This window comes from Candidatus Vallotiella adelgis, assembly GCF_020541305.1.
GTDB classification, from domain to species: Bacteria; Pseudomonadota; Gammaproteobacteria; order Burkholderiales; family Burkholderiaceae; genus Mycetohabitans; species Mycetohabitans adelgis.
The window spans coordinates 856405-883111 of the sequence record NZ_CP047396.1; the positions used below are offsets into that span (position 1 = coordinate 856405).

At 45.1% G+C, this 26707-nt stretch carries 14 protein-coding genes, 1 tRNA gene and 1 pseudogene; 10 read left to right on the top strand and 6 right to left on the bottom strand.

What is annotated here, in order from left to right:
* Nucleotides 1–8: 8 nt before the first annotated feature.
* The 3 genes from ilvC to GJV44_RS03165 form a co-directional block, all read right to left on the bottom strand.
* Nucleotides 9–1025, bottom strand: a complete 1017-nt coding sequence (gene ilvC / locus GJV44_RS03155; protein WP_226806313.1) for a ketol-acid reductoisomerase — start codon at nucleotides 1023–1025, stop codon at nucleotides 9–11.
* Between the two features lie 86 nt (nucleotides 1026–1111).
* Nucleotides 1112–1603: an acetolactate synthase small subunit gene (gene ilvN / locus GJV44_RS03160; RefSeq protein ID WP_226806895.1), complete on the bottom strand. Its 492-nt coding sequence runs from the start codon at nucleotides 1601–1603 to the stop codon at nucleotides 1112–1114.
* Between the two features lie 41 nt (nucleotides 1604–1644).
* Nucleotides 1645–3414 (bottom strand): acetolactate synthase 3 catalytic subunit, encoded by a 1770-nt coding sequence (locus tag GJV44_RS03165; RefSeq protein ID WP_226806314.1) that lies wholly within the window; start codon nucleotides 3412–3414, stop codon nucleotides 1645–1647.
* Between the two features lie 3432 nt (nucleotides 3415–6846).
* Here GJV44_RS03165 and GJV44_RS03170 point away from each other — a divergent pair.
* The 6 genes and pseudogenes from GJV44_RS03170 (at nucleotide 6847) to GJV44_RS03195 (ending at nucleotide 12139) form a co-directional block, all read left to right on the top strand.
* Nucleotides 6847–7575: a YebC/PmpR family DNA-binding transcriptional regulator gene (locus GJV44_RS03170; protein WP_226806896.1), complete on the top strand. Its 729-nt coding sequence runs from the start codon at nucleotides 6847–6849 to the stop codon at nucleotides 7573–7575.
* Between the two features lie 41 nt (nucleotides 7576–7616).
* On the top strand, nucleotides 7617–8891 hold the full coding sequence (purD, locus tag GJV44_RS03175) for a phosphoribosylamine--glycine ligase (protein WP_226806315.1): 1275 nt from the start codon (nucleotides 7617–7619) through the stop codon (nucleotides 8889–8891).
* A gap of 730 nt (nucleotides 8892–9621) precedes the next feature.
* Nucleotides 9622–10515, top strand: coding sequence for a nicotinate-nucleotide adenylyltransferase (locus GJV44_RS03180; RefSeq protein WP_226806316.1), 894 nt, complete (start codon nucleotides 9622–9624; stop codon nucleotides 10513–10515).
* A gap of 2 nt (nucleotides 10516–10517) precedes the next feature.
* A pseudogene (rsfS, locus tag GJV44_RS03185) lies at nucleotides 10518–10832 on the top strand (ribosome silencing factor); the annotation flags it as partial.
* A gap of 328 nt (nucleotides 10833–11160) precedes the next feature.
* Nucleotides 11161–11364 carry a 23S rRNA (pseudouridine(1915)-N(3))-methyltransferase RlmH gene (locus GJV44_RS04540; RefSeq protein WP_226806897.1) on the top strand — a complete coding sequence of 68 codons (204 nt, stop codon included), beginning with the start codon at nucleotides 11161–11163 and terminating at the stop codon, nucleotides 11362–11364.
* Nucleotides 11365–12065: 701 nt separating this feature from the next.
* Nucleotides 12066–12139, top strand: a tRNA-Met gene (locus GJV44_RS03195).
* Nucleotides 12140–12912: 773 nt separating this feature from the next.
* On the opposite strand, the gene msbA is transcribed toward GJV44_RS03195, so the two are convergent.
* From msbA to GJV44_RS03210, 3 genes are all read right to left on the bottom strand, one after another.
* On the bottom strand, nucleotides 12913–14628 hold the full coding sequence (msbA, locus tag GJV44_RS03200) for a lipid A export permease/ATP-binding protein MsbA (RefSeq protein ID WP_226806898.1): 1716 nt from the start codon (nucleotides 14626–14628) through the stop codon (nucleotides 12913–12915).
* Nucleotides 14629–14701: 73 nt separating this feature from the next.
* Nucleotides 14702–18307, bottom strand: coding sequence for a DNA polymerase III subunit alpha (gene dnaE / locus GJV44_RS03205; protein WP_226806317.1), 3606 nt, complete (start codon nucleotides 18305–18307; stop codon nucleotides 14702–14704).
* A 1031-nt stretch (nucleotides 18308–19338) separates the two neighbouring features.
* Complete coding sequence (locus GJV44_RS03210) at nucleotides 19339–20838, bottom strand: DEAD/DEAH box helicase (protein WP_226806318.1); 1500 nt, start codon at nucleotides 20836–20838, stop codon at nucleotides 19339–19341.
* A 1096-nt stretch (nucleotides 20839–21934) separates the two neighbouring features.
* On the opposite strand from GJV44_RS03210, the gene rsxB reads away from it, so the two are divergent.
* The 4 genes from rsxB to tal all read left to right on the top strand — a co-directional run bounded on the left by rsxB (nucleotide 21935) and on the right by tal (nucleotide 26539).
* Complete coding sequence (gene rsxB, locus GJV44_RS03215; RefSeq protein WP_226806899.1) at nucleotides 21935–22732, top strand: electron transport complex subunit RsxB; 798 nt, start codon at nucleotides 21935–21937, stop codon at nucleotides 22730–22732.
* A 217-nt stretch (nucleotides 22733–22949) separates the two neighbouring features.
* Entirely contained in the window at nucleotides 22950–23624 is a 675-nt protein-coding gene (gene nth, locus GJV44_RS03220; protein WP_226806319.1) for an endonuclease III, read from the top strand.
* A gap of 1534 nt (nucleotides 23625–25158) precedes the next feature.
* Nucleotides 25159–25392, top strand: coding sequence for a benzoate/H(+) symporter BenE family transporter (locus GJV44_RS03225; protein WP_226806320.1), 234 nt, complete (start codon nucleotides 25159–25161; stop codon nucleotides 25390–25392).
* Between the two features lie 193 nt (nucleotides 25393–25585).
* The gene (gene tal / locus GJV44_RS03230; protein ID WP_226806321.1) at nucleotides 25586–26539 is read left to right on the top strand and encodes a transaldolase; all 954 of its coding nucleotides are present in this window, start codon (nucleotides 25586–25588) and stop codon (nucleotides 26537–26539) included.
* The last annotated feature ends 168 nt before the right edge of the window (nucleotides 26540–26707 follow it).

The window sequence follows — 26707 nt, forward strand, 5'->3', positions numbered from 1 at the left end:
TCATCTGATTAATTCTTTGATTGATCAACTAGCTTATTCTTCGCGATCCACGGCATCATCGCACGTAGTTTTGCGCCGACTATCTCTATCTGGTGTTCGGCCATTAAGCGCCGCCGAGACTGCAATGTCGGCGCACCAGCACGATTTTCGAGGATGAAACTTTTTGTATACTCGCCAGCCTGGATATCACGTAACACGTTTTTCATGACTGTCTTTGTCTCATTATTAATTATGCGCGGGCCGGTTACATATTCCCCGTATTCGGCATTGTTCGAGATCGAGTAGTTCATGTTGGAAATGCCACCCTCATAGATAAGATCGATAATTAGTTTTAACTCATGTAGGCATTCAAAATACGCCATCTCAGGTGCGTAGCCTGCCTCGACTAACGTCTCAAAGCCTGTCTTAATTAGCTCGACTACGCCACCGCATAGTACAACTTGCTCGCCAAATAAGTCAGTCTCGGTTTCTTCTCGAAAATTTGTTTCAATAATGCCCGCTCGGCCACCGCCGTTGGCTACCGCATACGACAGCGCAATGTTACGCGCTGCACCCGAATTATCTTGCGCGACTGCGACTAAATGTGGAACACCGCCACCTTGTATATAAGTGCCGCGTACTGTATGGCCTGGTGCTTTTGGTGCGATCATAATCACATCCAGATCAGCACGTGGCACTACTTGACCATAGTGCACGTTAAAGCCGTGTGCAAATGCGAGCGCTGCATATGGCTTGATGTTCTGATGCACATCGCTCTTATAGACGTTAGCGATCTGCTCGTCTGGCAGTAAAATCATTACAATATCAGCATTTTTCGTTGCTTCAGCCACCTCCTTCACGGTCAATCCGGCAGCCTCAGCTTTCGCCCATGACGCACCGCCACGACGTAGCCCTACTATAACGTTCACACCGCTATCTCGTAAGTTTAGAGAATGCGCGTGACCTTGCGATCCGTAGCCGATAATCGTGACTCGCTTATCCCTGATAAGCGAAAGATCTGCATCTTTATCATAATAAACTTTCATGTAACTTCCTTCGTGTATCGTTACTTAATCTAGTACTGATTGTTTAGGATACCGCCCTCGCTGCCCAATGCAGCACCGGAAATAGATCAAACCTTTAGAATTCGATCGCCGCGGCCAATACCCGAGCAACCTGTTCGTACGGTCTCTAGTATAGCTGTAACATCGATTCCATCGATAAACGCGTCAAGTTTTTTACTAGCTCCAGTCAACTCGATCGTATAAGTCTTTTCGGTGACATCGATAATACGGCCACGGAATATATCCGATAGTCTCCTCATCTCATCTCTTTCTTTGCCAACCGCTCGAACCTTAATTAACATGAGTTCACGTTCAATATGAATGCCTTCGGTCAGATCGACAACCTTTACTACCTCGATAAGACGATTTAGATGCTTCGTAATCTGCTCAACTAAGTCGTCTGAGCCAATCGTCACAATTGTCATGCGCGATAGTGAGCGATCTTCTGTCGGAGCAACGGTTAAGGTTTCAATATTGTGGCCACGCGCTGAGAATAGACCAACTACGCGCGATAACGCACCAGGTTCATTCTCTAATAGAACGGAAATAATATGTAGCATCTCGTCTAGTGTCGCCTCCACCGAAATCGATACGTGCCTCGTCAGAGGTTTTCTACGCCGAACAACATCTCAGTAATACCTTTTCCAGCCTGCACCATTGGCCAGACGTTTTCGGCAGGATCAGTCTGGAAATCAAGAAATACAGTACGCTCCTTTAAACGTAATGCTTCCTTCAGTGCTGGCTCAACATCCGTCCTGCACTCTATGCGCAGGCCAACATGCCCATATGCTTCAGCAAGCTTCACAAAATCTGGCAGTGCATCCATGTATGAATGCGAATAACGCTTGTTGTACTCGAGCTGTTGCCACTGCCGAACCATACCTAGATAACGATTATTTAACGAAACAATCTTGATCGGCGTTTCATACTGCTTACACGTAGAGAGCTCTTGGATACACATCTGTATTGAGCCTTCTCCGGTGACACAGATTACGTCAGCATCTGGATGCGCCATTTTTACACCCATCGCCGCTGGCAGACCAAAGCCCATGGACCCAAGTCCTCCGGAGTTAATCCAGCGCCGTGGATTGTCGAAGCGGTAAAACTGTGCAGCCCACATTTGATGTTGCCCAACATCCGAGCATACGAAGGCGTTTCCGCCGGTCAACTCATGGAGTTTCTCAACAACGTACTGGGGCTTAATGATCTCGCTATCGCGATCGTATCTTAAACAATCTCGAGCACGCCAATGCCCGATCTGTTGCCACCACGCACTTAATGCGTCCCCGTCAGGACTGCTTGATGACGCCTGTAATTGCTCAATCAACTCTTTTAGCACCTCCTTTACATCACCTACAATCGGTATGTCAACCTTCACTCGCTTAGAAATTGAAGACGGGTCGATATCGATATGTATAATTTTGCGGGGTGTACTCGAGAAATGCACTGGATCGCCAATAACGCGATCATCGAAACGTGCGCCAATTGCAATTAGCACGTCGCAGTGCTGCATCGCCATGTTGGCTTCGTAGGTGCCATGCATGCCGAGCATGCCAAGGAACTTGCGATTCGTCGCGCGATAGCCACCTAAGCCCATTAGCGTGTTAGTGACTGGGTAGTCAAGCAGATCCGCAAACTGGTTTAATTCACGTGATGCCTCTGCTAAGATAACTCCTCCACCAGTATAGATGTAGGGGCGCTTTGCAGACAGTAACAGTACAACCGCTTTACGGATCTGGCCTGCATGCCCTTTCACTACCGGATTATATGAGCGCAATGCCATGTGTCTAATTGGCTCGTAGCGATATGGCGCTTTTGATACATCTTTTGGGATGTCAATGAGCACTGGTCCGGGGCGACCGCTCTGCGCAATATAAAACGCTTTCTTGACTGTCAGGGCAAGCTCTCTTACATCTTTCACAAGGAAGTTGTGCTTCACACATGGCCGTGTAATCCCAACCGTATCACATTCCTGGAAGGCATCCTGGCCAATTGCTGTCGTTGGCACCTGTCCGGTAATGACTACTAATGGAATCGAATCCATATATGCAGTAGCAATACCCGTCACTGCGTTTGTTACTCCTGGTCCGGAGGTCACCAGGCACACGCCGACTTTTCCGGTAGAACGTGCATAAGCATCTGCGGCATGAACTGCGGCCTGTTCATGCCGCACTAGCACATGCTGGATTTTGTCTTGTTTGTAGAGCTCGTCGTAGATATGGAGTACCGAGCCACCCGGATACCCCCACATGCATTGAACATTTTCGTCAGCGAGCGCCCGCATTAGTACGGTCGCGCCAATTGAACTGCTTTCATTTTCAGTCGAGGGGGGAATATCTGTTGTGGAGCATTCTGCGCTGGTCATATTCATCGTTCACCTTTCGAATTTTTGGCAAAAAATTGATCGGGGGCTCTCTGCCGGGCTTGTGACTCGGGTTTAAGCTGCGCATCTTACTTAGATAGAATGCGATTTTGAGTGTTATTTTGATTAAAAATCATAGGATTTTTAATATTATCATAATATCAATTCTCAGAATAGAGAGCAAGAAAAAACATCGACCCATCACAAAACTCTTTCTGTGAAGGATTCGTTGGTTCTAACGTTTTGGTTGTGTTAGCGTTTTATGGTCGGAGTGCTAATCGAACACTTTTGCATGTGTCGCCTGATGTCACTTATTATATTGCATTCTACACGGATGACATCAGGCAAAAAGCTCACCGATGTCCTAGGAAAAACTTCCGAAAAGACATATTTAAGTATTACCACGCATGCGATCTACAGACAAGTAGCTGCTGCAGTGGGTGTCGTCCAGGACAAAAGTAACTAGCTTTGTCTGTTATTAGGCAGGTAGGTCTCCCGCTAAGCTGCTGCCCCCATTCCAGCTTTTGCGCTGTTAGAAAATATATAACGCATAGAACGTCTCATTTTTATTATTGGATAGGCAATCCGAATGCGATAGAAGAGCGCAAAACCTCGGATAATTCGTCTGCTACTGAAAAAATAGCGCTTACTTAGTTCCAACAAGAGCTAGTAAATGTGTTTATCAACGAAGAGATTTCCAACTATCTACGCGTTAAAGTAAAGTTTTCCTGATGTGAATCAGGTCGATATAATCGATATTATGGAAAATACTGGTACGCTGATCTACGACCAAATAACATCAGAGCTATTGCTTGTGGGACACACCATGCGGCTAGCTGTTATGCTGAAGTCGAAAGAAAGCACATAATAAGTATTCACTCCGAAGTGTGCTGAGCACAAGCAGACTAACTACTTGTCACCGATTGCCCTTGATTTGTCTGATACTGGTACAAGGTAATGCCCTGGTAACCTACTACTAAGTAGTAGAAGTTCTTGACCGATATCGATGTAGCTATGCTCAGCAACAACCTGGAGGCTATCTGCTTAATTAGATCACACATCTCTTTATAAGAACCTATTACGTAAGCACTATATGCCAGGTAAGAGCAATATCAAATGATTAAGGAGTGGTTTAGTTATAGTCCATGCAGGTAGAAGCATTACTCTAATGCTAAATATAAAAAAATAGCTGAGAATCACATAATATATCCGCATGACATTGAAGTAGAGTGCGTACGGACTACTAGTTTTCCGGAAACTTGTCGAATAAAAAGCTCGAAACATCGTAGAGCGATTATCAATAATTACCCGTTAAACTAAGATGTGCGTTTGTGTTGAGAATTTCAACGAACAGGGGAATATTAAGGCATTAGCCAGCTTAAGCACTCGCGGCGAGTGGCTTATTTCTTTGCTCTATCTCTTTTATATCTTGTATGCTTCTGCGGCTTATGCAGCCAGCTGACCTAGCAACACTATGGATTTACTTATCTTATTCTAGGGAGGTACTAGATCAGCTTATTTTTATAGTATTTTACTACTCTACCGCAATTAGAAATAACCGAAGCGTGGTTCGATCCACTTTAGATATCCCTGATGCTCTCCACAGAACCAGGGTTGGCGCAGTTGTACTCTCTATGCTCGATGATCGATAGCCATACTCCTCCTACTTAAAATTGGAAAAGCTTGCTATGAACAGTCTTAGCATCGACTGTTGACTTACTGATAGATGATCTAAAGCAACCTAGAACAAGGTAGTTATACTTCTACTAAGAAACTTAGTCAGCTAGCAAAATGCTATCCAGGATGCTGCTGAACTATATACCCACCAGCATCGAAATGTGTAGTACAGAATGCGCTACGTTAGGAATAGTATAGTCAGCTCAATCAGCTAGTGGGTTTCTACTCCAAATGAGCTATATTGAACAACCTTGTACAACTCGCTAAAGATCCAAAGCAGAGCACCGAATTTCGCGATGCATAACAATAGCATCAGATTTGTCAAGTACAACAAACTGTTGTAGCGTATTAGAATGACTGCGTTCACAGCTGAAGCGAGCTAGTTACACTACTGAAGATAACGAAATAGCTCGAACTTCGCAGAGCAGTCGAGTATGTTAACCTTACACAGTCTACTGCACTGCCTTGCAGCCCCCCCCTTTTTTTCTACTAATCTAGTCAAAATCCGACAAACTCTGCTTAATATATCCCTAACATATAGGACCGTTATCAGACGAACAAGTAATAAATCTTATATCTAAAGCCTCGCGTCCATTTACTCCTCATATATGAATTAAAAGAGTCGCTAGTTGGCAAGCTACCCCTGTTATTAGCTAAGATGTTCGGCATGAAAATATGCATAAAAAGCTGCCCAATCGACCTTAGCAGAAATACCAGAGCGAGATAGATTTCGTGCATGCCCATGCTTGCGCATATCATCTGCACAGCAGTCTGTAGCATGTCAGTCGTACGTGTTACGATCAGGTTTTCTGCGATGTCAGCTGGTGTTTATATGCAGCTAAACTCTAATTGATTGATAGTCGTGAACATCGGTGCCAGATATCTACCTCAATGCCTAAACCCGTCTAAGATTTTTTCGATAGCAGACCGATTACCGCTACCCAGTAGAATGCTGACTGGGATAGATATACGCAGATGTTTGCTGCGCGGTCTGACGAAGCGTCTGATCTTTAGATCAGCTGAATCGTACTACGTACACTTGAGGATGGTCGTCCATAATATTTGGGTACACTAGATGCAGATGATTTATATCACTATATACGCATTATTGTATGGTTGATTTTAAATAAAACGGCTGATTTTAAAATCATCTCATTTTAAGTTACCAGATAATTTAGAACAAGATTTCCTAATAAAGGACCTGGATATCTTTCATGAGTTTCTATAGGAAATTAGGTTTCTCATAAGAGATAAAAGATTATTAGTAATCTGCCGTTAATTACGCATTGCATTACCACGTTACTAGCTGAAATCGACGTAGCCAGACGTCACCTGTTCTGCAAATCAGTGTAGCTATGTCGATAGGCCGCGGAAGTTGATGTCTTCGGTATGTGCCAGCGATATTGATTCTACCACGTAGATACTATCAACTAGTCAAATTCCTAGTTGTACTGCCCAACTACATGGGCAGCTATTCGTCTACTGAGATCTGATAGTAGCAATCACACTTTTAGCGTCACAATCCAAAACAGTCTTCGGCTCTAGTTGGAGAGCGGAAGAGCGGATTGAGGGATAAATTACTATATGAGATCGGAAACCATATTGTGGCCGCGCTACTTATCAGTACAACTAGCATGCTAAAATTATTTTTGTTAAACGCTCCTCGTTTCGAGGGCGCCGCAGCGCCGAATAAAGCTTTTTCTGTGATACATCGATGTTTACATAAATTCTGCGCGCGTTATGTGCGCGCTCGGAGAAACCACTATGGCCGGTCACTCGAAATGGGGTAACATTAAGCATAAAAAAGCTGCTACAGATGCTAAGCGCAGCAAAATCTGGACAAAATTGATAAAAGAAATGACCGTAGCAGCCCGGCTAGGTGGTAATAATACTGGATCAAACCCGCGCCTACGGCTAGCGATCGAAAAGGCAACAGACGCTAATATACCGAAAAATAATATTAATCGCGCAATCCAGCGTGGTGTCGGCGATGTCGAAGGCTGGCACTATGAAAAAATCCGCTACGAAGGATATGGAATCCATGGTGCAGCAATCATTATCGACACCATAACTGATAACCGCGCGCGCACTTTAGCTGAGGTGCGCCACGCGCTCTCCAAGCAAGGTGGCCATCTTGGGACCGATGGTTCCGTTGCGTTTTTATTCGAATATATCGGCCAGCTCCTATTCGCGCCTGATACACCAGAGGAAGAATTGATAGAAGTGGCACTGGCGGCTGGCGTGGACGATGTAATTACCAATAATGACGGTAGTATCAAGGTCATATTCCAGCCGAACAACTTCGCGCAGATCAAAGCAACACTCGAGGCCGCAGGTTTTAAGTCGGAACTTTCTGGGGTAACAATGCAGCCAAAAACCGAGGTAAAATTTACAGGCAGTCAAGCAATCAACATGCAAAAGCTGCTTGATGCATTAGAAAATCTCGATGATGCGCAGGATGTTTACACGAATGCAGTTATTATTAGCGAGTAACCGATCGTGCAAAAAAATGATTTGGCTCTTCTAACATTACCATGAAGGTATTAGTTATCGGCTCAGGTGGTCGCGAACACGCACTCGGGTGGAAGCTCGCCCAATCGCCGCGAGTTACTATCGTCTACATAGCACCTGGAAATGGTGGTACAGCTCTACAGAAGGGCCTGCATAATGTTGACATCACTAATCTGTACGCGCTGGCCGACTTCGCTGAACACGAGAAGATTGCATTCACTATAGTTGGGCCCGAAGCACCACTGGCAGCAGGTATCGTCAACCTATTCCACTCGCGCGGCCTTAGGATATTCGGACCGACGCGCGAAGCGGCGAAACTTGAGAGTTCGAAGGTTTTCGCGAAGACGTTTATGAAATGCTACGGCATTCCAACCGCAGAATACGAGATGTTCTCCGACGCGCCAGCGGCACACGTGTATGCTAAGGCAAAAGGCGTACCAATTGTGATCAAGGCAGATGGGCTTGCAGCTGGTAAGGGTGTAGTAGTCGCGCAGACTTTAGATAAAGCACATCGCGCAATCGAGATGATGCTCCGAGATAACAAGTTCGGCGAGGCGGGCAGGCGTATTATCATCGAAGAATATTTGCACGGTGAAGAAGCCAGCTTCATCGTAATGGTCGACGGAAAGCATGTGCTCGAGTTAGCGTCGAGTCAGGATTACAAGCGGTTGCTTGACGGTGACCAAGGTCCGAATACCGGAGGTATGGGTGCTTACTCGCAGGCACCAATCATAACACCGCAGTTGCATGCTCGCGTGATGAGCGAGATCATCTGGCCAACCATCAGCGGCATGGAGCGCGAAGGGATATGCTATACAGGTTTCCTATATGCTGGGCTGATGATTGATGCGCAGGGTAACCCGAAAACTCTTGAGTTCAATTGCCGAATGGGCGACCCCGAGACGCAACCGATTATGATGCGACTTAAAGATGACTTCTCCTGTGTTATCGAGCATGCACTTGCTGGTACACTAGATACAGTCCGACTGGAATGGGACCCACGCACAGCACTAGGCGTTGTACTCGCAGCACACCAATATCCAGATGCGCCGCGCAAGGGAGATCGCATTAATTGTATTCCATCGCAAACTGAAACTTCTGCTATATTCCACGCAGGCACTGCTTTAGTCGACGGCACGCTAGTTACCTCAGGCGGCCGGGTGTTATGCGTAGTTGGACTAGCTGCTTCGGTACGTGAAGCACAGTCGGCCGCCTATGAAGTAATTCATCACATTCAATTCGATGGTATGCAGTATCGTCGAGATATCGGTTATCGCGCACTGAATTTCAATGAGTGATTTGTTAGATCTTACCTCGGTACGTAAGTATCTTCCTTGACTTAGTCCTACACTTTTAATATGTTTGATTAATTCAATACCAAGCTTTTGAAAGCGGATATAGGTCTACATGACCCTCCCTCAAGGAGATAGTCATTAGTATATAATTGAAAATGGTTAATTCTTCTATCGCAGCATAATCAGTTTCTTGTACGTAATCAGAACCATCATATACAGCCTTATCCCACCGTACCCACCCTACCACTATAGGCAGAGCTGTGAAGTGACGCAGACCATAATGACGCCCTATGCGCGAAAAATCTATTTCGCTATCCGATCACACATATAAACGTACAGATCTGCGTCGAAACTTATGCAGATAGCAACATAAATCTAACGCCCATACTACGGCTTTAAGCAATATGCGCGACATTTCTGCTTCATATGCTACGCTGCATAAGCGCCATTCGGCGATGAATAGTATTTATTCCTTACGACTCGAATAAGCTGAGAGAAGCCGCGTAAGACTAATGGCAATCTACATACAGTAGCTAAATGAGGCTTTATATGCGACCTCGATAGGAAACGAAACTTCGGAGACAACGCGGTGCCTGCTTATTTTCCGACTATTAAGCGGTGTCGAACAGTATATTATAGTAAGCACAACAATATTTTCCGGTAACTGTCCTAGCTTCTACGTTAAGTGCCATTCGGTTTTCGACCGAGGAACGCGATTCCACCCGCAGAGTGGGTGAAAACTACGTTCATTATGGCATTAATGCCCCCCCGGCGTAAAAATGGAATAGCGATTGGAGGACCGGTTACTGGGTTTATCCGTAGCCTAGCCGCATTAAGATTTTCTGGTTATACGAAATTGAGCCTGAACTGCAATAGGCGCTACCAGATTGCATTGCTTAAGGATGCAAATCGGCGGTTGCCGAACCTATTAGCACACACTATTGGAACGGATTCCTCGCCTATCTTACCTACTCAGATAGGTATATTAGGTGGCACGTTTGATCCGATCCACGTAGGCCATTTAGCTCTTGCATACCAGTTTTCAAAATGCCTCAAGTTAACTGAACTCGTTCTGCTACCAGCGGGACGGCCATGGCAAAAAAACGACGTATCATCTGCCTGGCACCGGCTAGCAATGACGCGCTTAGCGGCGTCATCGCTCGTGCTACCAACCACGCGAGTGACAGTTTCGACCAACGAAATTAATACTTCTAGCCCGTCTTTCATGACTGAAACGCTCGCTACATGGCGCGTACATTACGGCGAAGAGGCTTCTTTAACACTATTAATCGGTGCCGACCAACTCGTTAGTTTGCATACATGGAAAAATTGGCGCCAATTATTCGAATTTGCTCATGTCGGTGTCGCAACTCGCCCTGGCTTCGACATATTACAGGCAGATGCTACAGTATTTAGCGAGCTCGGGCGTCGCAGTGTATCAGCCAGTACACTACATACGACGACCCATGGCTATATCTTTCTTGACACCACGCTATCGCTGGACGTATCGGCTACACATGTAAGGCAGTTGCTGCGCGAACGGACGTGTAACTACCTCAATGGAAGCGCCTACGTGCCTCATTTGGTCTGGCAGTATATCCATCAACATCATCTATATCATAAATAAACATGGATCTCTGTAAATTACAAAAAGTTATTATCGACGCACTCGAAGACGTTAAGGCTCAAGATATTCGTGTCTTTAATACGACTCATCTAACCGAGCTCTTTGACCGCTTACTCGTTACAAGCGGTACCTCTAATCAGCACACCAAGGCATTAGCTAATAGTGTTCGAAGAAGGGTTAAAGTAAGTGGCGGCAAGATCATAAGTACCGAAGGCGCGAACACAGGAGAATGGATTCTAGTCGACTGCGGTGACGCCGTTGTACACATTATGCAACCCGCGGTGCGCCAATACTATCAACTTGAAGAAATCTGGGGAGGAAGCAACTGGTGTGCATAGAGCTCATCGACTATGAGGGGCATATAAGAGAACGACTCGGTCTCATCATATCTGACAACGTAATGTATATAAGAGAGACCACCTCTATTTTTATATTGTAGAAGTTAGGCATCGAATACCGGACTGAGTTACGCGCGTCTTTGATAAATACGCGAACTGAATACTGCCACCTAAGCTTTGCATTAAGTTACGGAAATTAAAAAAACAATAACGTTCCTGGAGTCTCTCAGCAGACTGCAGAATAACCTCCGAGTGAGCGCGTATTGAAGCGGCGGTCCTCAAGGGAAGACCCAACTCATCGCGCTAGATAGCGCGTGGCTATGACTACACTACAATACAGCTGGCACAATTATTGCAGCTCTGGCAACGTGATAGAGTCAACGTGACATTTATGATCGGTGGCCCATATAAGATCGTTCCGGATATTAAGGAACGGGCAAAATTTCTGCTACGGTACTCTTCTAGTATAACCTTGCCTCATGCGCTAGTACGCGTTCTGCTAATAGGTTGAATCAACGTATTCCTCTGATTGCTCCCCACCCCAGAAAAACTAGAATCCGAAGGACTCGCTGAATCTTGGCGGAGGACTACGCCTGTATACTATGCTCGTTAAGGTAATAGCTAACGGCATGTACCAGAACCGACTGTTGATGTATGAGACTCATCTAGTATTGGCAATAATCCTAGTACTAGACAGCGTAAGTAGGAAAATATCTTGAACATTGTGCATGTTCAAGAGCGAGTTGACCAAGACTGCTACATTGAAAGCTGCTATTTGCTGATAAAAACTAATGGTAACAATGACTCTTACTTATGCTTTATCTATGTTTCGCCTACAGTATTCAGTGAGAGACATCATGGTAGACAAGCTTTTTAGCAAAACAGAGCCGCGGGATTCATGAGGCAGATTCAAGGAATCTATTTAGAGTTTAGAGTAATGAAGAAATTATAGGTCAGCAGCCACTAACTCATCAAATAAAGCCGAGAAGATGCTTACATAGCACTCAACAAGCTCTATAGAGAGCACTACCCTGCATAGAAGTCTGACCAAGACGCACGTGGTCTACTCCTAATAGAGATCAAATTGACTAAATAAGTACTAAAGCTAGATATAGCTTCAAACGTAGTCGCTTTTCTGGAGTAAAGATATATGTGGATCATCAATAACTATTGACTGGTTTCTTAAAACCCGCTATTATGTATTCTTTCAGGCGCGGGGTGGAGCAGTCTGGCAGCTCGTCGGGCTCATAACCCGAAGGTCGTAGGTTCAAATCCTACCCCCGCAACAAAAAATTAAAATATTAATTAATATCAAAAAATAGTTATTTTTTAGTAAAAATTTTCGAAGAAAAATAAATAATTATTTTAAAAAAAAATTAATTTTATCAAGTTTTCTAAACTCAATAAAAGTATAATTATTTATTATAACGTGATAACACGTTCCAGTTAAGATTAGAGGAAGAAGTCAAAGTAATATAGAGCTATAACAAAACTGTTAAATAGAAAATAGGCTAAAAAATTCTGATGTAAAAAAGAAATCTTTTGCATTAATAGTGTCAATCGATTAAAGAGGATTGCCACGCCTCAACATTAGGCTACTATCAATGCTTCAAGTGTTTGATTATAAAATTCGATACAACACTTTTATCGGCTTCTCTGCTTGGTAAATCAGGCGATTTGTTAAATTTTTCTCCAATATTATTTGAATGACAATATCTTTTTATTTTCATGTCAATAGATGTTTATTTTCTATAAACAACTTTAATCCTTAAAACTTAGGAGTCAATTCAGAAATAAACTACTGGAACGAGGTAGAGATTTTAATCAAGAATAGTCTTCTCTACTATTCCCTAAAAATAAACACACAACCTTTAAAGTACTAAATGCATGTAAACATGTGCTAGTGTTGTTTCTGTGGATGTGACATTTAAACTACCCTTCTAATATCGCTCCTTGAATCACGAACCTATACCGGAATAGCGCCTTAATTTTTAGCGTTTAGCGGAATGAAGTTATGCTAACCTCAGCAAAAAAGCTTAGTATGCGTAATGTATACACACTACGCATACGCCGACTTATTCTGATATTGGATGTGGTGTAAGCTTGCGTATAATCCATTCCGGCGTAACAACTCTGCATGCGTGCCCTGTTCGACGATCCGACCACCATCAAGCACTAAGATACGATCGACACGTTCAATAGTCGATAATCTGTGAGAAATCACCAACGTAGTACGTCCACGCATTAGTACTTCGATTGCCGCTTGCACATGGCACTCTGCCTCTAAATCAAGCGCCGACGTCGCTTCATCGAGAATTAAGATTGGCGCATCTTTATAAATCGCGCGCGCAATTGCAAGTCGTTGGCGTTGGCCACCGGATAAACGCATACCATTATTGCCAATAATCGTATTAATCCCCGCAGGCATTAGTGCAACTACGTCCGAAAGATTCGCAGCATACAGTGCACTTTCTACTCGATCATGCTCTATATGCTGCCCATACGCGATATTAGCTGCAATCGTATCATTAAAAAGAATGATGTCCTGACTAACAAATGCAATTTGTTTACGTAAGTCTGACAATCGATACTCGGGCAATGGTACATCATCGATTAATACACGTCCAGTGGATGGATCGAAGAAGCGGGGTAATAAATTAACCAATGTAGTTTTACCACTTCCGGATAGCCCAGCCAGCGCCACTACCTCACCTGGAAAAATCTTTAATGAAACATCGTTAAGCGTCGACCGCTGGACTCCATAGTCGAAGCTTACGTTCTCAAATTCTACACTTCCTCTTGCACGGACGAGTTTCCGTTTGCCACCAGTGTTTTCCACTGGCTCATCGATAAGGCCAAAAATCAGCTCAGCGGCCGTCATGCCACGTGTCAATGGTTGATTAATATCGATTAAATGTTTTAACGGCGAAATTACTAATAGCATCGATGTAACGAATGCGATAAATCCACCCACTGTTGTCTGGTTATTGGCTGACTGGATTATGGCAATGACAATCACCACCGCCAAAGCAATCGATGCGAAGAACTGGGTCATTGGCTGGGCTAGCCCCCCGGAAACTGTCATCCGCATTGCATAGCCACGCAGGCGTTGGCTCATGCACATGAAGCGATCCATTTCGTATGGTTCACCGTTATGTACCTTCATAACCTTATATCCGCTGACTGTTTCCTCAACAATGTACGAAAGCTGATTCGTCAACATTTGCTGCTCACGATTCAGCCGACGCAAGCGCTGATTAATCTTACTAACCAGCCAGCCAATTGCCGGCAGGATTACTGCAACAATCAGCGTCAACTGCCAATTCAAGTAAAATAAATAGCTCAGCAAGAATATTACAGTCAATGAATCTCGAACGAGCGTGACTAGCACGTTATTTAATACGTTAAGCACTTGATTCACTTCAAATACAATCGCGCTAATAATCGTACTAGCTGTCTCGCGCTGAAAAAAAATAGCTGGCGCGCACAGCATTGTCTGAAACATTTTTAACCGCAGGTCTAACAAAGTACGATTTAAAACGTAAGATAGTAAATAACCGGACGCATACTGGGAAAACCCACGACCGAGCGCGAGCCCAATGAGCGTCATCGGAATATACCAGTGAACGGACGAACTCGGGTTTGTCGTGCCAAGACGCGTGTCGATCAAGGGCTTCAGCAACGCTGGAATGCCCGCTTCAGTCGCCGCTACAATTCCCATCGATATAATCGCAAGCACGATAGCCAGCCAATACGGCTTCACAATCTTGCTGATTCGAGCTAGTACATCAGTATGTCCGATGGGCTTAGCTATGCCGCTAGCAATACAGTTCTCGAGTGTTGTCAAGTCAATTTTTTCGTGTCAGCTTCGAATACTGTATTTCGACAGCATCTGCGCCGAATTCCGCGCGAAGCAAGTTGAGAAGTTTATCGCTAGACCTTACACACCAGGTATTGCCGAGCGTTGACTCGCATTGTGCGCCAATACCCCGGTAGCGAATCTTAATCTTTAGTCCGACTGACTTTTTTCTGCTATGCGCATTATTGTTGCTATACCTATTATCGCCACCACCCGCTAGATCGCGGGATAGATCACTGGAATTGTGGGATCGGTCTGCGTTGTCGGTAACTGTCGGTATCTGTTTAGACTGCGGTGCTAGCTCTATTCGGTACGGCTCAAGCAGATCGCGTAGCCGTCTCGGATCTGAATTTCCATTGATCGAGAGGAGTATCGAGTCTGCATAGCAGCTGCGCGCACGCTCTAGATCCATAGCGGTATCGACGGTGAAGCGAATTTTACCCGTAAAGCTGTCATTGCGCGCTTGTCCTTGCACAACTAGCAACTCATCTTCTTTAAATATTGCCTGGTTTGCTGCGTAGAGCTCGTTAAAAACTATAGCCTCACACTGGCCGGTACTATCATCCAGCACCGCGAACAGAATCTTACCGCGCTGTGTCATTTGTGTTCGCATAGCAGTAATTATGCCGGCAATCACCTTGTCTCGTCCGTCTTTCAGATCCCCAATCTTCTGATATACGAAGCATCGAATTTCAACTTTGTATGCGTCGAATAAGTGTCCAGAAATACAGAAGCCAAGCGCTGTTTTCTCCTCTTGCAGCTTACGCTGCCCAGTCCATGCCGGCTCGTCGACTAGCTTATACTGATAGCCGCGTGAGCCATCAAGCATATCAAACAGACCGCCCTGAAGCGTATTAGTACTCGCTTGCTCGGCAAACTCTATTGCCATCGGCACAGACGCAAGTAATTGCGCCCGGTTCTCTTGTAACGCATCGAATGCGCCGGCTCGGATCAATGCCTCAATCGTTCGGCGATTCACAGTGCGACGATCAACGCGCTCGCAGAAGTCAAATAGGTTGCTGAACGCCCTCGACTCTCGGGCCCGTAAAATCTCTTCGATTGCGTTCTGCCCAGTACCCTTGATTGCGCCAAGACCGTAGCGAATTGTTTTTGCGCGATTGCCTAGCGTATCGGCTACCGGCTCAAAGCGATAAGCTGACTGATTAATATCAGGTGGCTGCATCGCTAAATGGTTTGCGATGCAGTCCTCGAAGAGGATCTTTACCTTGTCAGTGTCATACATTGCAAGCGACATATTGGCCGCCATAAACTCGGCCGGATAATGTACTTTAAGCCACGCAGTATAGTAGGCAAGTAGCGCATACGCTGCCGCATGCGACTTGTTAAATCCGTAGCCAGCAAACTTCTCCATCAAATTGAAGATTTCATCGGCTTTTTCTGCACTCAAGCCATTTTTGGCCGCCCCCTCACGAAATAGTTCGCGATGCTTTGCCATCTCTTCGATCTTTTTCTTGCCCATCGCGCGACGTAACAAGTCTGCACTACCAAGCGAATAACCGCCGATAATTTGTGCCATCTGCATGACCTGCTCTTGATAGACCATAATGCCATAGGTCTCTTTTAGGATAGGTTCGACTCGGGGATCTGGATATTCGACCTTTTCTCGTCCGTGCTTGCGCGCACAAAAGCTGGGAATCAGATCCATCGGGCCCGGCCGGTACAGCGCAACCAACGCGATAATTTCCTCGAAACAGTCGGGCTGTGCGTCTTTAAGCATACCTTGCATGCCGCGGCTTTCTAACTGGAACACCGCTACCGTATTGGCATTTTTTAAGATCATAAACGATGCGGGATCGTCCAGTGGAATCTGAGCGAGTGACCAGTTCTGCTTAGACGGATTCAGTTTCCGTATATAGCGCTCGGCCCAATCAAGAATTGTGAGCGTAGTTAATCCTAGAAAATCAAACTTCAGGAGTCCAACGGCCTCGACATCGTCTTTATCATACTGACTAATAACACTTCCATCATCAGTCTGCGCGTATAGGGGGCAAAAATCAGTGAGTTTGCCGGGCGCGATTAATACTCCACCAGCATGCATACCAACATTGCGCGTTAATCCTTCAACGCGTTGCGCCAGTTCGAGTAACTGGCGAACTTCATCTTCGTTATTGAATCGCTCCTGTAGTTGTGGCTCTTCTTTAATTGCGTCAGCAATAGTTACATGCCTCCCAGGCTTGAACGGAATTAGCTTTGCAATACTATCGGTAAAGTTGTAGCCTAAGTCTAATACTCGGCCGATATCGCGTACCGCAGCTTTTGCAGCCATCGTACCAAATGTAGCGATCTGCGATACCGAATCAGCACCATACTTACTTTTCACATACTGAATAACGCGATCACGGCCATCCTGGCAAAAATCAATGTCAAAATCCGGCATTGATACACGTTCAGGATTTAAAAACCGCTCAAATAGCAGATTATAGCGTAACGGATCTAAATCCGTAATCCCGAGTGCGAACGCCACTAACGAACCAGCGCCCGACCCTCGGCCTGGCCCTACAGGTACCCCGTTATTCTTAGCCCAGTTAATAAAATCCGCAACGATTAAGAAATAACCCGGAAAACCCATCTTAATAATAGTGTCGCACTCGAATGATAAGCGCTCTCGATATGTCTGACTATGCGTTTTACGTTGAGTCGCATCTAGAAATAGCTGTTCAAGGCGTCGCTCGAGTCCAGCTCTAGACAATTGAAGGAGGTAATTATTCAGCGACATCCCATCCGGTGTCGGGAATAATGGTAGCTTAGGCTTTCCTAGCTGTAACGTCAGGTTACAGCGCTTAGCGATTTCTACTGTATTTGTAAGCGCCGATGGGATATCAGAAAACAACTCACACATCTGTTGCTGCGTAAGAAAGTATTGATCCGGCGAAAATTGCTTCGCGCGCCTTGGATTAGCCAGTATATCGCCCTCAGAAATACATACTCGTGCTTCGTGTGCGGCAAAGTCCTCTGGAGTCATGAACTGTACTGGATGTGTCGCCACCACAGGAAGCCCAAACCGTGCAGCAAGCTCTACTACCTGCTGTAGATAAGCTTCGACACCCGGTTGCCGTATCCGCTGCAGCTCAATATAAAACGAATGTGGAAAGATCGCCGCCCAACGTTGCATATGACGTGCAGCTGCCTGTACGTTACCAGATGCTAACGCGATACCGATATCGCCCTGCATACCGGATAATGCTAGCAGACCTGTGGCAAGTCCTGTTTCGAGCCACTGGAAATCAACTTCAGCGCGGCCGCGATACTGGTTCGTCAGCCACGCGCAGCTAAGCAGCTTACAAAGATTTAGGTAGCCACGCTGGTTCTTAACGAGCAATAGCAGCCTAGCTGGCTTGTCACGATTATTGCGATTTGAAATCCAGACATCGGCACCAACAATCGGCTTAACACCGTGCGCACAAGCCGTCTTATAAAAACGCACTAGACCGAATGCGTTAGCGAGATCGGTCAGCGCAAGCGCACCTTGCCCGTCTTCTGCCGCTCGCTTTACCGCGTCTTCAAGGCGCACGATACCGTCAACAATAGAAAACTCGGAGTGAACGCGCAGATGAATAAAACGTGGATCAGACATATAGGTATTGTACTTTTCGGGGAATGCCGATTTCCGTCATGCTGCTACCCCATCCGGTGGATGGGATCTGAAGTCGATGCTACGTCGGTGCTATTACAATTAATGAGAGCCGAAACATAGTCCGGGCAACGGTTGCCGTACGGCTGTATTGATGTTCCATTTGTATGGACTACTTTACTGCTCACGAGCTTATTTATTTCGCTATACATATGCATGGGTAAAATCGACTACCTGCCGCTTTACCAGATGTTCAGTAAACAATTGGCAAATTTTTCATATAAGCAAGCCCATTAAACCATTCACTGCCTCAATGTCTGACTCAATTATTAGATCATGATGATAAAATCACGAGAGATCAATCTGTTTATCGTGAAGAAATAGCTCAATTAAGAGTAGAACCACGCTGAGATTCTCGCTCAATCAGTGATCAGTGCAATAAATTCAAAATCGATGTAGAGATATTTAACCGTGCTATCTATCGGTTGATGCAGTTCAAAAAATTTTGTCTGCTGTCGTATTATTCTGAATATACTGCATACATTACGACAAAAATATCGATATAGCAAAACACTGACACTACACCATTAATTACTTACGTAGTCAGGTATAGTGTGTCTGATGTATTTATGCGAATGCATACGCGGAAATTTCTGATTCCCATGCTGCATGCGCATGTTTTAGTGCTTTTTAGTGCATACATGTTTAGTGCGCGACACTCGCTTATCTAGGAATTTATTGCAAGGAACCCTGTATGGAAAATTAGCGTGTGTGTGGTGTGCTGGGTGCGAGAAGAGGGAGTTCGATAATCATCTTCAGCGATTTTTAGTAGTATTCTCATACTAGAATAGTGTATCGAAATATCGACTGCGTGACGAGGATTGCCCTGGCAGGCACCTGACCATCAGCTACTCAGGTAATTAATATCGGATAACAGCGTTGCATGCTCAGGTGAGCATTGCCCCAGATATACAGCACTAAAGCGTTTAATGAAATAAGGCCTCTCATGACCGCGTAAGGCATATGTGACACTGTCATGTATTTCGGCGAAGCATGCCAAATCCGCCCAGCAGTGCAGCTAGCGGCCGCTTTGGCACTTTTTTAGCATTAAAGGGGCTGAACTCATCAGATTCTGATATCTGATGAGCAGAAAACGAAGACTCATACGGTCTTGTAAAGAAGTCATCGACTGGTGGTATATCATCTTTGATTGATGCGCGCACGCGGGCAATAGTGTGCGTATATTGAGCACGACTTTTGGTTTCACGATCAATACAATAACGCGAGAAACCTGGACGCGCTAGCCGGTCTAACTCGAGCGGTTCGATCGTTAACACCTGCTTGATTAATTTTTCTATATCCGCTAATTGTTTTCCTGCATTGCCACTACACAACGAAAGTGCTTTGCCGGATGCCCCAGCACGACCCGTTCGCCCGATCCGATGAATATAGTCTTCCGCGTTAAATGGCAAATCGAAATTAATCACTGCTGGCAACTCTGCGATATCCAGACCGCGCGCGGCCACGTCAGTTGCAACCAGGGCCTTAATCTCGCCTCGCTTGAACGCTTGCAATGCCTGCATACGTTCACCCTGAGAGCGGTCACTATGGATTGCGGTGGCTACCACACCACCGCGCTCAAGCTGCTTTGCAAGCCGGCTGGCACTAATCTTACTATTGCAAAAAACGATTACCTGCTTCAATGTGTGTTGACGGATTAACTGTATAACTGCTGCCTGCTTATCTTGCTCCGCTACTTTAAAGACGATTTGTTGTACATTCGACGCTGGCGCATTACTACCAGCCACCTCGATCGTGGCTGGATTGTATAAATAAGTCGATGCAAGTTTTTTGATTTCAGCAGAAAATGTTGCAGAAAACAGCAATGTTTGCGTGTGGCTCGGCAACAAATTCAAAATTTGCTGCAAATCGGGTAGAAAACCCATATCAAGCATACGGTCGGCCTCATCAAGAACAAGGATTTGCACTTGTGCCAGTGATGTACTTTTCTGTCGTACATGATCAAGTAGGCGCCCAGGTGTAGCAATTAGTATCTCGATACCCCGCCGCAATTCGGCTACCTGCGGATTAATATCAACGCCACCGAATACAACTGTGCTGCGTAGCAAGGTATGGTGAGCATGCGCATGCACATTAGCAGCTACCTGGTCGGCAAGTTCGCGCGTTGGTGTCAAAATTAGTGCTCGAACCGGATGACGCGCGGGAGATGCACTAGAACTAGCAAGCGGCAATAAGCGATGAATGATCGGAAGCGAGAAGCTAGCAGTTTTACCGGTTCCAGTCTGTGCCACACCCATGACATCTCGGCCAGCGAGCACAATAGGAATGGCTTTCTCTTGGATTGGCGTCGGCTTCATGTAGCCCTGTTCGACGATAGCTTGCAGAATCGACGCGTCCAGGCCAAATTCGGCAAACGACAACGGGGCATCAGCACTTACCGGAGAATGGCCCTCCGATGCGCCAAGCTGAACGGAATGTGTAGTACGTGCAGTAATCGCTAAATTTGAGGACATATTCGGGCGTTTCCGCTCAAGCAGCCGCGCGTGACTGCTTCTAGTAAGCTAATAAAAATAACCTAACATTATAGCATCTTATATACCAAAAACCGAACCTGCGGCGATGAGACGCATAGATTCTATGTATTCTCAAGTGCAACTCGGTTATCTCCATGCTGTATCGGATATCTTATGCTGAATTATCTAATGCGCATTACTGCCGCTATGGTGTATTACCGCTCTTGCATTACTTAATCATATACTACTAATTCGCTTACATACTGCGCGCCCACCATACATATGTACTTTCGCCCCTAATGCTCGATGTTAATAATGTCACACCTCTATTACGCGTCTAACTAGACGTAGCACTTCTCGTACATTGGTAACACCGTCGGAGCTAATGCCTTTCATCATGCACCGGGCTTGTATAATATGAGATTAATTCGAGACATAAGATCTCGCGCAGCTGCAGCTTAAATTCGGAAAATTTTGCATAGGCAGCGTGTCACGAGACCGACTTCATGCAAAGGAAAGTACATTTTAGAAAACTAAACTTAATCGTGCAGTAGAACAACTCGATGAGCATAGGAGCATCTCCACCAATAGAGGTGGAAGTTACTCAGTAAACTTTCAAGCTTACTCTAGCATAAGCAGACTTCTATAGCGCGCTAGTTTAGATGATTAAATAGAGCCTTTAGTCGATTGTAAGTAGGTGCACCGGTTTATAACATAGGATCTCGATAATAAAATACCTTTAGGTAAGTGAAGACATTCGCAAGCGCCCGGTCTACTCGGCCCCAGAATGAGCGTCGCTTTAAGGTAATCTATGACATACTTGCTTGAGAAACGTAGTTAAATCTGCTCTTTTCAACCGCAAAGCTCAGTTATTATTCACTGATTACTAGGTAGTAGCAGCGAAAATTCTGCATCTTATACCCCGGGTTTCCTTTTTTAGCTTGTTCATGTGCAACCATAATGCAGTAGCCACGTTAATCAACGTATACACTACCAATAAGGTGCATGAATCTAGTATCGTTATTAGAAATAGGTGATAATTGCATATCGATTAAAATATACATTGCGCTATTTTACACGTCTAGGCTCTAATACTGTGACTGCTCTTCCATCGCTCGCGGATCAAATCGATGATTTGCTGCCCCAGACTCAATGCACGAAATGCGGCTATAGTGGCTGTCGCCCTTATGCGCAAGCTGTTGCTAATGGAAAAGCGAGCTACAACCAGTGTCCTCCCGGAGGACGACAAGGTGTCGCTCGACTGGCTATATTGCTCAATAAGCCGATTATCCCGCTCAATCCAGAAAATGGCGTTGAGCGAGCACGACCTCGTGCGGTCATCGATGAAACCGTCTGCATTGGCTGTACGTTATGTATAAAAGCATGCCCTGTTGATGCTATTATCGGCGCCCCGAAACAACTTCATACGGTACTAGCAGATTGGTGTACAGGGTGTGACTTATGTGTTGCACCTTGCCCTGTTGATTGTATCGAGATGATTCTGATGACCGGCACCGCTACTGGATGGAATGCATGGTCCCCGCAGCAAGCTAATGCTGCTCGACATCGGTACGCACAGCGCAATATTCGGCTTGCAAAAAAGCGTGATATAGATAGGCAGCGTGCTACCGGCCGCCGAGTAACGAGAGATCAGAAAGTCGTGCCAGTGTTACCGGAATCGGGATTAGAATCACCGAACATAGCACGAACGCACAAAAGTACTAAGCTGTCCGGTCACCCGCTCGACACAACACATATAGTTGCTACTATGATAAATATGTCAGAAGCCGGATCTATAGTAGCCAAAAAAAATGATATCACGTCACAGAAAAAAGCGATTATTCAGGCAGCGCTAGCGCGCATCCGAAAGAAAAAAGAAGAACCGCCTGACTAGAAGCAGTGGTCACACAACACATCGCATAGCAACTCAGGTATAGAATCGAAAACTTATACAGCCGCAGTATAACAACAGTGATCCAGGAGGGGCATAGATAAACACAGCCTCACTGCACAAGACCAACCACCGCCGCTTTTATGCATAAAAATCGGGTCTAACCAAGACCGATAATTTGCTATCCGAATGCCACTATATCTTAGATCAACTAACCAGGATGAATCCAAAAAATCGCCGTGCGATTTATGAAACTTTACAAATCCTGACCCCATATCCGACGACGGAGCTTAAGTACACCACACCATTTGAATTGCTAATTGCAGTCATGCTATCAGCACAGGCAACGGACATCTCGGTTAACAAAGCAATGCGCCAGATGTTTGCGGTTGCTAATACACCACAAGCTATTCTTGCGCTTGGCGAAGACGGTGTTGCGCAGCACATTAAAATAGTGGGATTGTATCGTACCAAGTCTAAGCACATCATCTTGACCTGTAAAATACTACTTGACAAATACTATGGCGAAGTGCCAGCTGATCGCGAAATGCTTGAGAGTCTACCGGGCGTAGGCCGAAAGACAGCGAACGTCGTTCTGAATATTGCATTCGGTCACGCGACGATTGCCGTTGATACACACATCTTCCGTGTAGCAAATCGCACCGGAATAGCACCTGGCAAGGACGTACGGGCCGTAGAAGCAATGCTAGAAAAACTCACGCCGCCCAAATTCCGATATAACGCTCACCACTGGCTTCTCCTACACGGCCGATATGTATGCCGCGCCCGCTTACCTACATGCTGGAATTGTGCCATCGAATCGATATGTGAATTCACGAACAAAACCCGTATTCCTACTGAATCAAGCAATGCTTCTTCTAGACAAGCTTCGTAGATGCGCCGCCCAGTACTTTTATTATATAAACTGTACGGCGACAAGCCTGTACGATAATTCAGCTCTACAACAATACAAGATTATATAGCTCCGCATGCCAATCCACGAGTGATTAGTGTTTAATCTAAGTCGCGACAAAGTTCGTTGTTTTATTTCATCGAGATATAGCGTAAGCAATACGCCTATGAAATCCCGACTCCGGCTCAGAAAATTATAGCATCGAGTATGCTAAGCAGTTTTAAGATCTGCCCCCCGTAGCCGAGCCAAACTTATAGCCAGATAATATGGCTATAAAAACCTATTATTTTGCTTGTCGATGTATTTGACAATCAGAGAGCAATTGTCAATCAACTAGCCGCCCGGTATCTGAGCCGTATATGAGTACATCGTATGTACGCCTAGAATCTGGCAACGATGCCCATCATGTCATGATTAGAGTGTTTTGGCTACAAAATGTGGGAAGAGCTACGTAACAACTTCCCGCTGTACACATAGGCGTATGTAGCACTAATTACACGACATGCCTATAAAGATTGACGAAACACAGCTAAAGAAACTTTAGAGAAAGTTGTCTCCTCAGTCGGAAGCACAGATCTAGGAGGAAGCTGTCAAGCCGAACAAGCTTATAGAAAAACTCAAACCATCTGCCTGATTAATAAAATCCGCACGAAGATGATAAAGCTAGAAAATACACTATCACTAACTATGATTAAAAGATGATTTTAGCTACTGGAGGGGTGACATCGCCGACGAAGAGCCAGATACTCACTTGAAATAATCTACAGTACTGCTTATAATACGGGCAGATTCTACCAGAAATCTTAGCGGTAAAAATCCGAGCTCAAGAATCTAAGATTCTATTATCTATCAAACTACATTTATAACTCTTCTCCCGGAAAAATAAGCATCAGAAAAATATGGAATGCATATCGACCTAACAAGTGTTAGCAGACTAACCAACAGCAGTCGAGCATAACAATGCTGTTGCTTCGTGGCTATCTGACCTTGCCGATAAGTTGTATATTGTGGCGTAAATAGATTTAAAAAATGTAATGCGTATTCTCAGCAAAGAACTTTTTCCGTATCAGACGATAGAATATCTTCTAGATTAGAAGATTACTAGCGGATTTGTAATACCTTACTGGTAGCGATAGTCTCTAATTTTGCATCATGATATGCTTACACTAACGTAATCGCATAAATCTGCTATACCGCGCCTCGCATCTGAGCAGCGCCTAGCTAAGATCTCATACCGTAGGTATAATCTTTATGCTGCCAATTAGTATGGCGATCATAGTTATATACTTATAGCTATACTTTCTCTAGCCGGCTGTCGCTATACAGCACGTACTCCACCGCTGTGTCGTTTATTACTAGCTCGCTTCAGCACGTTTTCCCCATATACGATGAGGTAGTCTACACTATTCTCATGCGCGCTATAGCGGAGAATTTTATTGGATATTGCCTACCGCCTACCGTATGTCGCTGCTGACCGCATCATTTGGCTCATACTCATCGATATATAGCCATTATCATGACGATTCACACTCTTTGTGACGCACACGAGCATCCAGTAAAGCGCTACAATATCTCCGCATTATGTGCCGTTTACTTACTAACTAGAATCTTCGGTGAGACGATAATGGCACTGTTTGACTCGAAAATAACCGGTCTAAGACCCATGGAGTACAGTCTGCTCGGCAACGTGAAGCAACTTTCTGAACTTTATACTAACCACCTTAGTAGAATTCGCGTTGCTGTCGATTGACTTAGCCTGTAGAGAACTAGCTGCTAAATAATTGCGAACCCATAATAGCACTGCCGCATATACCGGCAAGTTAGCGCCCTTAATGAGCTTACAGAACACTAGCTGCTCTAACAATTATTAGATTCCATAAGGCTGCAAGCTAACAGCAGAAATTGTCGTAGCATTTCGCGATACGCTCTACAAAAACCTAGCCATGACAACTACACTAGATCAATTACGGCAGTACACAACTATTGTCGCCGATACTGGCGATTTCCAGCAACTCGCCCGTTATAAACCTCAAGATGCAACAACAAACCCGTCCCTGATTCTAAAAGCGGTTCAGCAAGAAAGCTACCGACCGTTGCTTGAAAAAATAGTATGCGATTATTCGTGTCTTCCTATCAGAGATATCGTAGATCAATTATTGGTCGCATTTGGTGTCGAGATTCTGAAGATTGTCCCGGGACGGGTATCGACAGAAATCGACGCACGACTATCTTTCAATGTCCAAGGCAGTATCGCGAAAGCACATCAGCTGATCGCACTCTACAAAGCTGCTGGTATAGAACGTGAGCGTGTGTTAATTAAACTCGCGTCGACGTGGGAAGGTGTACGCGCTGCCACAGTATTGGAGCAAGCAGGAGTGCATTGTAATATGACGTTGTTATTCTCGCTTACCCAGGCAATTGCTTGTGCGCAAGCCCGGGCCCGGCTGATCTCACCATTCGTCGGCCGCATCTACGATTGGTATAAAAAAAATGCTGGCGCAGAATGGGACGAAGCCCGCGACGGAGGAACCAACGATCCTGGTGTGAAATTGATTCAGAATATCTATGCGTACTATAAAAAATTTGGCTATATAACAGAAATAATGGGCGCAAGCTTCCGATCGATACGCTCAATCGTCGAGCTTGCTGGTTGCGACTTACTGACGATCAGCCCAGACTTACTGCAAAATCTTCATAAGAGCAATGAACTGATTCAGCGCAAACTCTACCCACAGTCGTCGCATAATGTGCCGATCGAGCGTGCCACATATGATGAGCCGACGTTCCGCTATCAGCTTAATAACAATGCTATGGCTACCGAAAAGTTAGCTGAAGGTATTCGCCTATTTTCGGCCGACGTGATGAAACTCGAACAATTAATTCAATCATTACGCTAAGTAAATCTAGCATTTGCCCAGCTGCGGAATAGTCAACTGACTATATTAAGATCAATCTAAGCTGCCAATAATCAGCTACTCTAGTGTGCGAACTAATCCGATCAGCATTCGGATTAGTTCGCACACTAGAGTAGCTGATATAGCACTTTACTTGGTGAGACACGCAAA